This is a genomic window from Kribbella pittospori (assembly GCF_004331465.1).
Taxonomy (GTDB): Bacteria; Actinomycetota; Actinomycetes; order Propionibacteriales; family Kribbellaceae; genus Kribbella; species Kribbella pittospori.
Genome location: NZ_SJKB01000011.1, coordinates 79,554 through 93,023 on the forward strand (window position 1 = coordinate 79,554; position 13,470 = coordinate 93,023).

Sequence of the window (13,470 nt, forward strand, 5' to 3'; positions counted from 1 at the left end):
GTTCGCATAGGCTTCTGATGCGAAATCCGTACCACGGGGAGGTTGCCAGGGTGGACACCCTGTTCGTGAACGGATCGATTTTCGACGGCCACCGCCACCGACCGGGCCTGACGGTCGGTGTGCGGGCCGGCCGGATCGCCGTGATCACCGCCGACCCCGCCGGGCTGCGTGGTCCGCACACCGAGGTGGTCGACTTGGAGGGCGGTCTCCTGCTGCCCGGGTTCGTGGACGCCCACATCCACCCGGTGCAGGGCGGCCTCGAACGCGCCCACTGCGACCTCTCACCCGCCCGCGGACTCGCGGCGTACCAGGAGACGATCGCGGTACGTCGCCTCGCACCCGGACGTCCCGTGGATCCTCGGTGCCGGCTGGCACCAGCCCGACTTCCCCGGCGCCGCACCGCTCAAAGCCGACCTCGACGTGGTCACCGGCGACCGTCCGGCGTTCCTGGTGAACGCCGACCACCATGGCGCCTGGGTCAACTCACGAGCACTCACCCAAGCTGGGATCGACGCGACCACACCAGATCCACCGGACGGCCGGATCGAGCGCGCCCGGGACGGTACGCCGACCGGCACCCTGCACGAGGGCGCCATGGATCTCGTCCGCCGCCTGGTCCCACCGACGACCCATGCCGAGATGATCGCCGCCCTCCTCGACGCACAGGCCTACCTCCACTCGCTCGGCGTCACCGGCTGGCAGGACGCCATCCTCGGCGACTACGCGAACATCAGCGACGCGACTGCGGCGTACGCCGAACTCGCGCGCGACGGACGGCTGACCGCACGAGTCGTCGGCGCGCTGTGGTGGCAGCGCGACCGTGGCTCCGAGCAACTCCAGGAACTCATCGAACGTCGGGACGCGGTGAAGTTCGCGCGGTTCCGGGCGGACAGCGTGAAGATCATGCAGGACGGTGTGGCGGAGAACTTCACCGCCGGGATGCTCGAGCCGTACTGTGCACCTTTCGACCCCACCCCACCGCCCCGGTCAGGGGACGGCTGTGGCTGCCGGACCGCCAACGCGGGCCTCTCGTTCGTCGACCCGATCGCGTTGCGGAGCCATGTCACCCAGCTGGACGCCGCCGGATTCCAGGTCCACGTGCATGCCATCGGCGACCGCGCGGTCCGGGAGGCACTGGACGCGTCCAGGCGGCGTTGACGCAGAACGGCGACAGCGACCTGCGGCATCACATCGCGCATCTGCAGGTGATCCACCCTGACGACATCGGCCGGTTCGCTCGTCTCGGCGTCGCCGCGAACCTGCAGGCGTTGTGGGCGGTGTACGAACCACAGATGGTCGAGCTGACCATCCCGTTCCTCGGTCCGGAGCGGACCTCGTGGCAGTACGCCTTCGGCGGCCTCGCCCGCTCAGGTGCCCGGCTCGCGGCCGGTTCCGACTGGCCGGTGTCGAGCCCCGACCCGCTGGCCGCCATCCACGTCGCGGTGAACCGCCGGGCGCCAGGCGATCCCGAAGCCTTCCTTCCCGAACAGGCCCTGGACCTGAGTACTGCGCTGGCGGCGTACACCTCGGGAAGTGCCTGGCTGAACCATGCCGACGACACCGGCCGGATCGAGGGCGGAGCGCTGGCGGATCTCGTCGTACTCGACCGGGACCCGTTCAACGGCCCGACCGACGAGATCGGAGCCGCCCGAGTGCGGGCCACCTATGTCGAGGGCGAGTGCGTCTTCGGCGATCAATCGACGAGATAAGGGACGGACATGGAGCAAACCCTCACCAACCTCGTGGACGGCAAGCCGGTCCCTGCTCAGAGCGGAGCGACGTACGACGTGATCGCGCCGGCCACCGGCGAGACGTACACGCGCGCGCCGCTGTCGGGTCCGGAGGACGTCGATCAGGCGATGACCGCGGCCGCGCGGGCGTTCGAGATCTGGCGCGACACCACGCCGGCCGAGCGGCAGTTGGCCCTGCTCCGGATCGCCGATGCGATGGAGCGGCGCGCTGACGAGTTCATCGCGGTGGAGAGCCGCAACACCGGCAAGCCGCTGGCGATCGCCGCGACCGATGAGGTGCCGCCTTGTGTGGACCAGTTGCGGTTCTTCGCCGGTGCCGCCCGGGTGCTGGAGGGCCGCTCGGCGGGCGAGTACCTGGCCGGCCACACGTCGTGGGTACGCCGCGAACCGATCGGCGTCGTCGGTCAGGTGACGCCGTGGAACTACCCGCTGATGATGGCGGTCTGGAAGATCGCGCCGGCCCTTGCCGCCGGTAACACGATCGTGCTGAAGCCGAGCGACACCACCCCGGCCTCGACCGTGCTGCTCGCCGAACTGTGCAACGAGTTCCTGCCACCGGGTGTCTTCAACGTCGTCTGCGGCGATCGCGACACCGGCCGGGCTCTGGTCGACCACGAGATCCCGCAGTTGGTCGCGATCACCGGCTCGGTCCGGGCCGGGATGGAGGTCGCGTCGTCGGCGGCCCGGCAGCTCAAACGCACCCACCTCGAACTCGGTGGCAAGGCGCCGGTCGTGGTCTTCGACGACGCCGACCTGGAGCAGGCCGCGCAGGCGATCGCCGACGCCGGCTACTACAACGCCGGGCAGGACTGTACCGCCGCGACCCGGGTGCTGGCCGGTCCGCGGATCCACGACGACTTCGTCGACGCGCTGACCGTCCGCGCCAACCGCACCCGTACCGGCCGCCCCGACGACCCTGACGTCGCGTACGGCGCGCTCAACAACGAGGCCCAGTTGCACCGCGTGGACGGCTTCGTCCATCGCCTGCCCGACCACGCGTCGGTGCGAACCGGCGGCGCGGTCGTCGGCGAGCGCGGGTACTTCTACGCGCCGACGGTCGTCTCCGGTCTGCGCCAGGACGACGAGGCGATCCAGCAGGAGATCTTCGGCCCGGTCATCACGGTCCAGCGGTTCACCGACGAGGACGAGGCACTGCGCTGGGCCAACGGCGTCGAGTACGGCCTGGCCTCGTCGGTGTTCACCCGCGACCACGGCCGCGCGATGCGGATGGCCCGCCGCCTCGACTTCGGCTGCGTGTGGATCAACACTCACATCCCGATCGTCGCCGAGATGCCCCACGGCGGCTTCAAGCACTCCGGCCACGGTAAGGACCTGTCCATGTACGGCCTCGAGGACTACACCCGCATCAAGCACGTGATGTCGAACATCGAGGCGTAGGTCCCGTGCAGCTCGACAGGAGGTGTCGCCTCAATTCGTCGACCAGGCAGGCCCGACGAGCGTGATCCGTTCATGCCGCCCGCGACACCTCCTGTTGGCGTGCACCGGCCCACCTAGATCACCTCGAGATAGTCCTTCCCGGGCAACGACGGGAACGGTGCGTGTGGCTCGGTCTGGTACCAGTACGACGTGGACGCCACGTCGTCCTGGAGTTGCAGCAGCCGGCCGTCGCGCCGCCACCCCAGGGCCTGCACGGTGACCCGCAGGTCCTCGGTGAAGCGGATCGTGTCGGCGATGTGCCAGCGGTAGAGCCCGAACCGCTGCTGGTTCTTCATGAACCCGTCCGGCTGCAGAGCCTGCGGCATGCCGAGGTACGGCGTCGTGAACGTCGCGTACTCGCCCTCCGGGTGGATGAACCCCCACGCGCCGCCGAAGTAGTCCTCGGTCCCGGTGCCGCAGATGGTCGGGTACTCGTCGTCGCCGTCGAGGTAGAACTTGACCTCGCCCTCACCCCACCATCCCGAGTTGTTGCAGCCCCACGCGAGGTAGGTGCCGACGTACTGCCCCTGCCCGCGGACGCCGTCCAGCAGCGTGTGCACCTCGCCGTACGGGATCGGGTTGCTGCGCCGCCACTGCGCGTGCAGGTACGCGGTGTCCTCCGGGACCTCGGTCTTGACGAAGTCGACCTGGTAGAAGAGCTCCGGGACCTCTGTCTCCAGGAGGTTCTCGATCGTCAGCTTGGCGCGGCCGCGGAACGGCATCTGCCAGTAGCTGTTGAAACCGCCGGACGGGTTCACCGCGATCGGCACCGAGCTGACCTGGCAGTGCTGACCCCAGCCGTTGCAGAAGAAGTCGCCCAGCGGTACTTCGATCGACGGCGTCGCCTCGTCGTCCCAGTACGCGCGCAGCACCAGTGACCGCCACAGCTTCGAGTCGACCGTGATCCACACGTGCGTGATCGCGCCCGGTCCCTCGATGTCCGCGATCGTCGTGGTCGACCCCGGTGCGAGTGGGATGCACGGCGCCATCTTCCAGCCCGGGCCGAGCTCGCGGGCCTGCCGTGAGTACGCGCCCTCGGTCGCCCGGGCACCGCCCGCCTTCGCGCCGTCCGGATTCTCCGCACTGATCGAGTAGGTCCGTGCCGCCGACAACCGCGCCACGTTGCCGAGATGGACGTCGAGCCCGTTGAAGTCACCCATGGCGAACGACCCTAGAGGTCGCGACCGGTCAGCAGGCGTTCACCGGCGGACTGGGTGAGACCTGAGCGTCCCGGAAGCCCGGAGTGGTCTACTCAAGGTGCTTTACCCGGCCGGGCGGAGTCGGCGACAGTGAACCGGTGACCGCATCAGCGCCCGTCGCCGTCATCGGACCACCCGGCCCGGCGGCCACGCTCACCGCTGCCCTGGATCGGGCCGGGCTCCCGCACGTCCGGTACGACGCCCAGCCCGCCGAGCTCACCGGTCATCGCGCGGTGTTCGTCCTCGCCGGCCGCTATCCGGACCCCGACCACTTCGACACCGGCGCGCTCGCGCAGTACGTCGCCTCAGGCGGATCGGCGTACGTCGAGTTTGCCCTCGACGAGACCGGATTCCTCCCGGCGGGCGACGTACGGGAGGCGCAGATCGAGCGGATCTTCACCACGGCGGCGCTGCCGGGGCTGGAGCCGCTCAGCATCCTGGACGAGCACCTGTCCCGCACTCAGGAAGTAGTTGCCCCGAGCAACGCGGTCGAGTTGCTCAGCTACGGCACGGTCGCCGGCACGCACAAGGCGGTCTTCGGCCCACCCGAACACACCTTCCCAGCCCTGCTCGACATCCCGGTCGGCGACGGCCGGTTGCTCTACGCGACGACCGCACTCACACACCACGTCAAGGGCCGCTACAAGCCGGTACGCCGCTGGCAGCGCCTGATGCAGGTGATCGTCGCCGAGGTCACCGGCACCGAGATCCCACCGGACCTCGAGGTCTTCACCGAGCCACGCGTCTGGGTCGCCTCCGGCGAATCGGTCCGCCTGGTCGCGCGGTCCACGTCCAAGCCGTCGTCCTCCGACCTCGACCTGATCGAGACCGCGACCGGGACGTTCGAGTCCGAGCCGCAGTACCTGGACGACGGCGAACACACCTTCACCGTCGGCGACCAGCAGACGACCGTCACGGTTGGCCCGCGGGCCGAGCGGTATCGCCGGATGGTCGACAAAGGGATCGCGTGGTTCGACCGGGCCGGCATGTTCTACGACCGGCCGGACGGGTCCAAGGGCGTCGCGGAAGGCTTCTCCAACGAGGTCGACCTCGACGGCAGACTCCCGTTCCGAGCGGTACCACGGGGAGACTGCTTCACCCAGACCGCGCACGCGTTCCGGATGTACGCCGACCTGGCGGACTTCCCGCGCGGTCGTACGATTGCCGACAATCTGATGCGCCTGGTTGTCGACGAGGAACAGCTCACCGACCGCAACCACCTGTTCGGCGCCTGGGAGCCACGCGGCGCCCGAACCGATCTGACCGCGACGAACAACCTGTTCGCCGACGACAACGGGTGGATCTCCCTGTTCGCGCTGATCTCCGGTGCGACCGAGGCCGGCCTGCGCGGCGTCGAGTCGCTGATCCGGACCGCGAACGACGAACTCGGCCTGCAGGTCGACCCGTGGCGAACCCCGTCGACGATCCTGGTGAAGGGCTGGGAGGAGATCGCCCGGACCCCGATCGAGGACGGCCTCGACCTGACCTCGCACTGGCAGAGCTCGGCCCAGTGCGCCTACCTGTACGCGTACGGCCTGACCGGCGAGCAGCGGTACCTCGACATCGCCACCCGCGGACTGGACCACATGGCGAGCCACCACCCGCGCGCCCGCCTCGAGACCAGCCGGACCTGTGAGGCCGGCCGCTTCCTCCTGCCGTTGGTCGGCGCCTACCACTACACCCGCAAGCCCCTCTATCTGGAGACGCTCCGCTCGCTGGCGACGTACCTGAAGAGCCGGCAGGGTCCGGACGGCGGATTCGCGGAGTGGGACGGGAAGTGCCCGCCCAGCAACGAGGCGTACGGCGTCGACGAGGCGTCCATCTTCCAGGCCAACGGCGATCCGATCACCGACCAGCTGTACGGCACCCCGTTCGCCGCCTGGGCACTTCCGCTCGCGTACCAGGTCACCGGCGAGAAGGTGTTCGAGGAGCTGGCGCACGGCGTACTCGACTATTTGAGCCGGATCCAGATCGACGACCCGGACGACGAGCAACTCGACGGGACCTGGCAGCGGGCGTTCGACTTCGAGGCATGGGAGTACTTCGGTTCGAACGCCGACATCGGCTGGGGACCGTACTGCGTCGAGACCGGCTGGTCTGTGGCGCCCGCGCTGATCGGAGCGATGCTCTACCTGACCGGCGACCCCTTCTTCCCGCCTGAACCCAGCACCGAGCACAGCGTCACTGTGGCCAAGGTCCAGGGTGCGTTCGACGCGATCCTCGCCGGACAGCCGGCGCCGGTCAGTTTCGTACGGCGTGACGACGGCCGCATCGTCCGTACCCAGGACGGCGTCCAAGCGGTACTCGGCGACCTGATCGCCGCCGGTGAACCGGTCTGGGCGCGCAACGAGCCGGCCCGATCGACCGAGATCTACGTACGCGGCGCGGACGGCCACCTCCACCACACCTACCTCGACGACCGCGTTGGTCAGGGCCGGTGGCAACAGCTCGGCAAGCTGGAGCTCGCCGACGACCCAGTGGTCGCGTTCAACCCCGGCGCCGACGCGGTCGAGGTGTACGTACTCGGCGCGGACCGCCGGATCCACCACTGCTCGATGATCGACGTGCGTGGCGGCCACACCCCGTGGGAACCTGTCGGCACCTTGCACTTCACCGGTTCACCCGCCGTGATGTACGACGAGACGCTCGGAACCGTCCGCCTGGTCGCCAACGACATCGCCGGACAGGACCGCCGGACCCGCAAGGTGAACCGTTGGCACCTGCCGTGGCAGGACTACTCGCACTGGATCACCGCATGACTCACCTCGCCATCGACGGCGGTCAGTCCGCCCTCCGACTCCGAGCCCTCCCGTCCCGGCGGACCGGCACAGGCCCCGGGTACACGCACGGCCCGGACGCGCTCCGACGCATGCTGACCGCTGTCGGCTCGGCCGCGGCCGAGGCGGGTGTGAGCGGACCGGTCGGGGTGGTCGCGCTCGGCCTGACGGGCTACCCGCCCGCGCCGGGAGCGGCAGAAGAGTTCGCGGCGGACGTGGGCGAGTTGCTGGACGCCGACGAGGTGCGGCTGACGCAGGACATGGTGACCGCGCATGCCGGTGCGCTGCCCGACGGGTACGGCGTAGTGGTTGCCGCAGGCACCGGTCTCGTGTGCCTCGCGGTGGACCGCGACGGCAGCTGGCACAAGCTCGACGGGCACGGGTATCTGTTCGGCGACGCGGGCAGTGCCTTCGCGATCGGTCGTGCCGGTCTGGTTGCCGTCCAGCGCGCCCGCGACGGCCGCGGCCCGGTGACCAAACTCGCGGACACCCCGCTCGATCCAGTCACGCTCTATCGGTCGCCGACACTCGTCGACGACGTTGCCCGCTTCGCGCCCGACGTACTGCGTTGTGCCGCTGAAGGCGACCCGGTTGCCGCGGATCTCGTCGTACGGGCGGCCGGTGACATCGGGGAGACGATCAACGCGGCCGTTGCGCAGTTGGCCGGCGAAGGACCGGTGCCGGTCGCGTGTGTCGGTGGGCTGTTCCGCGGTGCCGGCGATCAGTTATTGGAGCCGGTCGGCGCGGCGCTGTCCGCCCGCGCACGGCTGACCCCCGCCGTCGGCAACTCGCTCGACGGTGCCGAGCGGCTGGCGACCGGATCGCTGCAGCCGTACGCAGACCTCACCGTGATCCACCGAAGACGACAAAGCAGGGAATGATGAGAGTTCTTGCCCACGGCACCCTCGTGGTGTCCTGCCAGGCCGGTCCCGGCAACCCGTTCTACTCGCCCGAGGCGATGGCGCTGATGGCCCGCGCGGCCGAGGCGGGAGGCGCCGGGGCGATCCGGGCGAACGGGGCGCTCGACGTGGCCGCGATCCGGGCAGTGACCGACCTGCCGATCATCGGGCTGAACAAACTGGGCGACCCGGCCGGCGTCTTCATCACCCCGACGTACGACTCGGCGGTCGGGGTGGCCCAAGCCGGAGCGGACCTGATCGCGCTGGACGGCACGATGCGGCCGCGACCGGACGGGCAGCGGCTGGACCAGCAGATCGCCCGGATCCACGAGGAGCTCGGCGTACAGGTACTGGCCGATGTGGACAGCGTTGACGCGGGTCTCGCGGCCCGCGCGGCGGGCGCCGACCTGGTCGCGACCACGCTGTCCGGGTATACCAATGGCACGCCGCCGACCGGACCAGACGTCGAGCTGGTCCGGCAGCTGGCGGCGAAGCTGGACTGCCCGATCGTTGCCGAAGGCAGGATTCGTACGCCCGAACACGTCCGCGCTGTGTGCGATGCGGGCGCGTACGCCGTCGTGGTCGGTCACGCGATCACGAATCCGATGGACATCACGGCCCGATTGGTCCAGGCGATCCCGGGTACATAGGCCATCCGAGTGGTCTAGCCCACCTTGTCGACGAGGGTCGAATCCTCTTCCGCGCGAGTGCCGGGCGGCGTATCCATGACGCAACTCAACCCTGGGAGAGGACGCGACACATGAGCACTGCCGGCAAGGTCGACCGCCGTACCCTCCTCCGCGTGGCGCTGGCCGCGCCCGCCGTGGCGGCGCTCGCATCGTGTGCGAAGCCGGTCGCCGACAAGTCCGCCCCGGCCGCGAGCACCGGCGCCTCGGTGGACGGCTCGAAGCCGCTGGAGTTCTTCAACTTCGACGGCGGCTACGGCAAGGAATGGACCACGATGCCGCTGGACCTCTACCGCAAGGAGTTCCCGCAGGCGGAGGTGAAGCTGACCAGCGGTCAGCAGCTCCAGCAGCAGCTCCAGCCCCGGTTCATCCAGGGCAACCCGCCGGACCTGATCGAGAACGTCGGCCTCGACGGCGCCACCCTGGCCAGCAAGAAGCAGGTCATGGACATCGGTGCGCTGCTCGAGATGGACGCGTACGACGAGCCCGGCAAGAAGGTCAAGGACACCCTGCTGCCGGGCGTCGCCGAGGCCGGCCGGTACGACGGCGTGAAGTACGAGATGCCGTACGTGTTCGGCGTCGGCGGGATCTGGTACAGCAGGCCGCTGATGGACAAGCACGGCTGGACCTACCCCAAGCACTGGGACGAGATGCTCGCACTCTGCGAGGAGATCAAGAAGACCGGGATCGCACCGTGGACCTATCAGGGCAAGTTCCCCGGCTACCTGACCAACCCGATGCTGATGACGGCGTACAAGGCCGCCGGTCCCGACCTGAAGAAGAAGGTCGACAACCTGGAGCCGAACGCCTGGCGTGACCCGGCGCTGATCCAGGCCGCCGAGGGCTACCAGGAGCTGGCCGCGAAGGGCTATCTGCTGGAGGGTTCGCAGGCGCTGTCGCACACGCAGTCGCAGACCTACTGGGCGCAGGGCAAGGCCGTGTTCATCCCGTGCGGTGGCTGGCTGGAGAACGAGCTGGGTGCCATCGCACCCAAGGACCTGGGCATGACGATGGTGCCGGTCCCGGGCTGGTCGAAGGACGACAAGGCGCCGTTCGAGACGGTGACCGGCGGCCCGGGTGGTGCGCTGATCGTCCCGGCCAAGGCGAAGAACCCGCAGGGCGGCCTGGAACTGCTGCGGATCATCCTGTCCAAGCAGTGCATGAAGAACTTCACCCAGGTGACCAAGTCACTGACCGTGGTGCAGGGCGCGTCCGACGGCGTCGAGCTGTCGTCCGCGAACAAGTCGATGCAGGACGTGATCACCGCGGCCGGCACAAACATGTTCGCCGACTGGTCGTTCCGGCTCTGGTACAAGAAGCTGCTCGACAACTCGGACAAGGCGATGGCAGCGCTGATGAACCGCGAGGTGACACCGGACGAGTGGAGCAAGCAGATGCAGAAGTACGCCGACGAGACCGCCAAGGACTCGTCGATCAAGAAGTTCCACGTCTGACATGCATCACGGCAAGTACCGGTTCGTTCTCAGCCTGCTACTCGTCCCGCTCGGCTTGTACGCCGTGTTCGTGGTCTCGCCGTACGTGCAGGCCTTCCCGATCGCGTTCACCGATTGGGAGGGTCTGTCGGCGGACTACCGCTACATCGGCTTCGACAACTTCGTCACGCTGTTCCACGACTCGGTGTTCTGGGTCGCGCTGCGGCACAACCTGTTCCTGCTGGTCAGCCTGCCGGTGATCATCGTCACGCTGTCGCTGTTCTTCTCCGCGATGCTGAACTACCGCGGCGGCGTACCGGGTGCGAAGTTCTACAAGGTCGTGTACTTCTTCCCCAGCGTGCTGTCGATCGCCGTCGTCGGTGTGCTGTGGCAGTTCGTCTTCGAGCCGCGCAACGGACTGCTCAACGGGTTCCTGCGGGCGATCGGGCTGGATGGGTTGGCCCAGCTGTGGCTGGGTGACGGGAAGACAGCGCTCGGCTCGATCATGGCCGTAGTCGTCTGGGGTGGCGTCGGCTTCTACGTCGTACTGTTCACCGCGGCGATGGCGGCGATCCCGCGGGAGCTCTACGAGGCGGCGCTGCTCGACGGTGCCGGCGCGTTCCAGTCGTTCTGGCGGCTCACGCTGCCGCTGATCTGGAACACCGTCCAGGTCGCGCTCGCGTTCCAGGTGATCGGCGCGCTGGACCTGTTCGCGCTGGTGAAGATCCTGTCGGTCGGGCCGGGTGGACCGGACGACGCGACCCAGGTGATCTCGCTGTACATGTACACGAACGCCTTCACCTACGGGAAGTTCGGTTACGCCTCGGCGATCGGGGTAACGCTGTTCGCCATCAACATGATCCTGACCCTGCTGACGTTCCGGCTGACCCGCCGCGAACGGGTCGAGTACTGAGGGAGCACAGGTGGCCACTCTGATGGATCCGGCCCGGATCGACGCCGCCCAGGCGCCCGCCGTACCGGACCCGCCGACCGGGCGGACCGTGGGATCACGGGTGCTCGGCGGCACCTCCCAGGGATTCGTGCTCGTCTGGGGCGCGATGGTGGTGTTCCCGTTGCTCTGGGCGGTGCTCAGCTCGTTCAAGTCCGACGCGGACATCTTCAAGAGTCCGTGGAGCCTGCCGTCGGTGTGGCACTGGGACAACTTCTCCCGGGCCTGGAACGAGTCCCACATCGGCACGTACTTCTTCAACAGCCTGATCGTCGTCTGCGGCGGCGTACTGCTGACGCTGCTGCTGTCGTCCGCGGTCGCGTACGTGCTGGCACGCTTCGAGTTCCCGGGCAGCCGGGTGCTGTACTACGTCTTCGTTGGCGGCATGGTGTTCCCTGGGTTCATGGCCCTCGTGCCGTTGTTCTTCGTCGTGCAGAACCTGGATCTGCTCAACACGTACCTCGGCCTGATCCTGGTGTACGCGACCCACGGCATGTCGTTCTCGGTGTTCTTCCTGACCGCGTTCTTCCGGACCCAGTCCAAGGAACTCGCCGAGGCGGCGCTCGTCGACGGCTGCTCACACTGGGGTGTGCTGTTCCGGATCATGCTGCCGCTGGCCCGCCCCGGTCTGGTCAGCATCGGCATCTTCCAGTTCCTCGGGATGTGGAACGAGTACCTGCTCCCGCTGGTGCTGAACACCGACGAGAGCCGCTACCTGGTCACCCAGGGACTGGCCAACATCGCGGTGACCCAGGGGTACCACAGCGACTTCTCCGGCCTGTTCGCCGGACTGACCATTTCGATCCTCCCCGTGCTGGCGGTCTATCTTGCCTTCCATCGACAGATCAGCACGGGTATGACGGCTGGAGCCCTGAAGTGACCGATCTCCTGCTCGCCGCGACGTCGCTCGACGTCACCCCGCCGCCCGGGCACCGCCTGGACGGGTACGCGGCCCGGACCGCTCCCGCGACCGGCGCCGCGGACCCGTTGCGAGCCACCATCATCTGGCTCGGTACGGCGGACGACCCCGGGGTGCTGTGGCTGACCCTGGACGCGATTGCTGTGGGCAAGCAACTGACCACGGAACTGGCCGCGGCCGCCGCCAAGGTGGCCGGGATCCCGCCGGCGAACGTGGTGGTGTCCGCGTCGCACACGCACTCCGCGCCGTCCGGCTGGACCGGCCAGATCCATCCGGTCATCCCGGCCGAGCGTGAGCCGGTCCTGTACGAGGCGCTGAGCGCCTCGATCGCCAATGCAACGTTGGAGCGCCGTCCGGTGACGGCGTCCTGGCGATCGATCGAGGTGGTCGGGGTCGGCACCAACCGGCACCGGCAGAACGGTCCGCACGACAACACCGCCGGCATCCTCGCGCTCCACTCCCTCGACGGCTCGTTGGAGGCGATCCTGCTGGACTTCGCCTGCCACCCGACAACCCACGGCCCGGAGAACCTGCAGTACTCCGCCGACTGGCCAGGCGCCGCCCGTGCCGCCCTGGCACCGGCGGTGGTCGGCTACCTCCAAGGCGCTGCCGGCGACGTCAGTCCACGCTTCACCCGTCAGGGCCGGGGTGCCGTCGAGGTCGCACGCCTGGGCGGTCTGCTCGCGTCCCGGGTCCGCGAGGCCTTGGCCGGCCCGGGCCTCGAGCTACCCCAGTCCGCCCCGGTCATTCGCCGTACGACGATCAGGCTGCCGGTCCGCGATCTCCCGTCGGCCGACGATCGTGCCTCGGCCGTTGCGACAGCGGAGCGATCGTTGCGTGGCGGTGTCGACGACCCGTCGGCCCGGATCGCGCAGACCCGGCTCGATGGCGCCCGCGGGCAGGCGCTGATGGCGGCTGCATCGTTGCCGGAGACACTGGATCTACCTGTCAGCGTGGTGACAATGGGCGACGTGTGCTGGGTCAACCTGCCGGTTGAACTGTTCGCCCTGCACGGCGCCTGCCTGCAGGCGGACAGTACGCACCCGATCACCCGCGTCGTCGGCTACACAGACGGCTACTACGGCTACATCGTCGACCCGTCCGCCGCCGAATCCGGCGCCTACGAAGCCCTCATCACCTTCTTCGACCAACCCACCACCAACCGCCTCCTGTCCGAAACCGCAGCCTTCGTGAACAGCTAGCCCGGACCGGACCTGGGCCTCGGACCGGATCCGGGGCAGGAAAAATACTTCCAGAGATGATGTAACGCTCCGTGTTCCCACACCGATGTCACACCCGGAAGCTCCTCCCGGTCTAGTCCGGCAGGACACCACCACGGGGCGCTGGCGATCGGTTGCCAGGTGCAACGTCCGGGTTTCGATGCCCGGCGTCCCACGATCCGGCCACGGGGCCGGACACC

General features: G+C 68.6%; 9 protein-coding genes and 1 pseudogene. 9 read left to right on the forward strand and 1 reads right to left on the reverse strand.

All coding sequences use genetic code 11. From position 1 onward, the window contains the following. The first annotated feature begins 17 nt into the window (after window positions 1–17). Together E0H73_RS31225 and E0H73_RS31230 are read left to right on the forward strand one after the other, a co-directional pair. Window positions 18–1,709: pseudogene (locus E0H73_RS31225) on the forward strand (amidohydrolase). A gap of 9 nt (window positions 1,710–1,718) precedes the next feature. Next, entirely contained in the window at window positions 1,719–3,149 is a 1,431-nt protein-coding gene (locus E0H73_RS31230; protein ID WP_131362327.1) for a gamma-aminobutyraldehyde dehydrogenase, read from the forward strand. A gap of 113 nt (window positions 3,150–3,262) precedes the next feature. On the opposite strand, the gene E0H73_RS31235 is transcribed toward E0H73_RS31230, so the two are convergent. Then, window positions 3,263–4,348 carry a glycoside hydrolase family 172 protein gene (locus tag E0H73_RS31235; protein ID WP_131362328.1) on the reverse strand — a complete coding sequence of 362 codons (1,086 nt, stop codon included), beginning with the start codon at window positions 4,346–4,348 and terminating at the stop codon, window positions 3,263–3,265. Window positions 4,349–4,485: 137 nt separating this feature from the next. Here E0H73_RS31235 and E0H73_RS31240 point away from each other — a divergent pair, with 137 nt between their 5' ends. From E0H73_RS31240 to E0H73_RS31270, 7 genes are all read left to right on the forward strand, one after another. Further along, window positions 4,486–7,146, forward strand: a complete 2,661-nt coding sequence (locus E0H73_RS31240; RefSeq protein ID WP_131362329.1) for a PLL family lectin — start codon at window positions 4,486–4,488, stop codon at window positions 7,144–7,146. Continuing rightward, window positions 7,143–8,045, forward strand: coding sequence for an N-acetylglucosamine kinase (locus E0H73_RS31245; protein WP_131362331.1), 903 nt, complete (start codon window positions 7,143–7,145; stop codon window positions 8,043–8,045). The genes E0H73_RS31240 and E0H73_RS31245 overlap by 4 nt, the downstream gene beginning before the upstream one ends. After that, window positions 8,042–8,713, forward strand: a complete 672-nt coding sequence (locus E0H73_RS31250; RefSeq protein WP_131362332.1) for an N-acetylmannosamine-6-phosphate 2-epimerase — start codon at window positions 8,042–8,044, stop codon at window positions 8,711–8,713. Before E0H73_RS31245 ends, E0H73_RS31250 begins: the two co-directional genes overlap by 4 nt. A 110-nt stretch (window positions 8,714–8,823) precedes the next feature. After that, window positions 8,824–10,203, forward strand: a complete 1,380-nt coding sequence (ngcE, locus tag E0H73_RS31255) for an N-acetylglucosamine/diacetylchitobiose ABC transporter substrate-binding protein (RefSeq protein WP_131362334.1) — start codon at window positions 8,824–8,826, stop codon at window positions 10,201–10,203. A 1-nt stretch (window position 10,204) separates the two neighbouring features. Then, window positions 10,205–11,095, forward strand: a complete 891-nt coding sequence (locus E0H73_RS31260; protein WP_131362335.1) for a carbohydrate ABC transporter permease — start codon at window positions 10,205–10,207, stop codon at window positions 11,093–11,095. Window positions 11,096–11,105: 10 nt separating this feature from the next. After that, window positions 11,106–12,011 (forward strand): carbohydrate ABC transporter permease, encoded by a 906-nt coding sequence (locus E0H73_RS31265; protein ID WP_238164390.1) that lies wholly within the window; start codon window positions 11,106–11,108, stop codon window positions 12,009–12,011. After that, window positions 12,008–13,252 (forward strand): hypothetical protein, encoded by a 1,245-nt coding sequence (locus E0H73_RS31270; RefSeq protein ID WP_131362337.1) that lies wholly within the window; start codon window positions 12,008–12,010, stop codon window positions 13,250–13,252. Before E0H73_RS31265 ends, E0H73_RS31270 begins: the two co-directional genes overlap by 4 nt. Window positions 13,253–13,470: the final 218 nt, after the last annotated feature.

Excerpts from the sequence above, each read along its gene's own strand:
- ngcE (WP_131362334.1), top strand. The coding sequence starts at position 8,824 with ATGAGCACTGCCGGCAAGGTCGACCGCCGTACCCTCCTCCGCGTGGCG.
- E0H73_RS31250 (WP_131362332.1), top strand. The coding sequence starts at position 8,042 with ATGATGAGAGTTCTTGCCCACGGCACCCTCGTGGTGTCCTGCCAGGCC.
- E0H73_RS31245 (WP_131362331.1), top strand. The coding sequence starts at position 7,143 with ATGACTCACCTCGCCATCGACGGCGGTCAGTCCGCCCTCCGACTCCGA.
- E0H73_RS31230 (WP_131362327.1), top strand. The coding sequence starts at position 1,719 with ATGGAGCAAACCCTCACCAACCTCGTGGACGGCAAGCCGGTCCCTGCT.
- E0H73_RS31235 (WP_131362328.1), bottom strand. The coding sequence starts at position 4,348 with ATGGGTGACTTCAACGGGCTCGACGTCCATCTCGGCAACGTGGCGCGG.
- E0H73_RS31260 (WP_131362335.1), top strand. The coding sequence starts at position 10,205 with ATGCATCACGGCAAGTACCGGTTCGTTCTCAGCCTGCTACTCGTCCCG.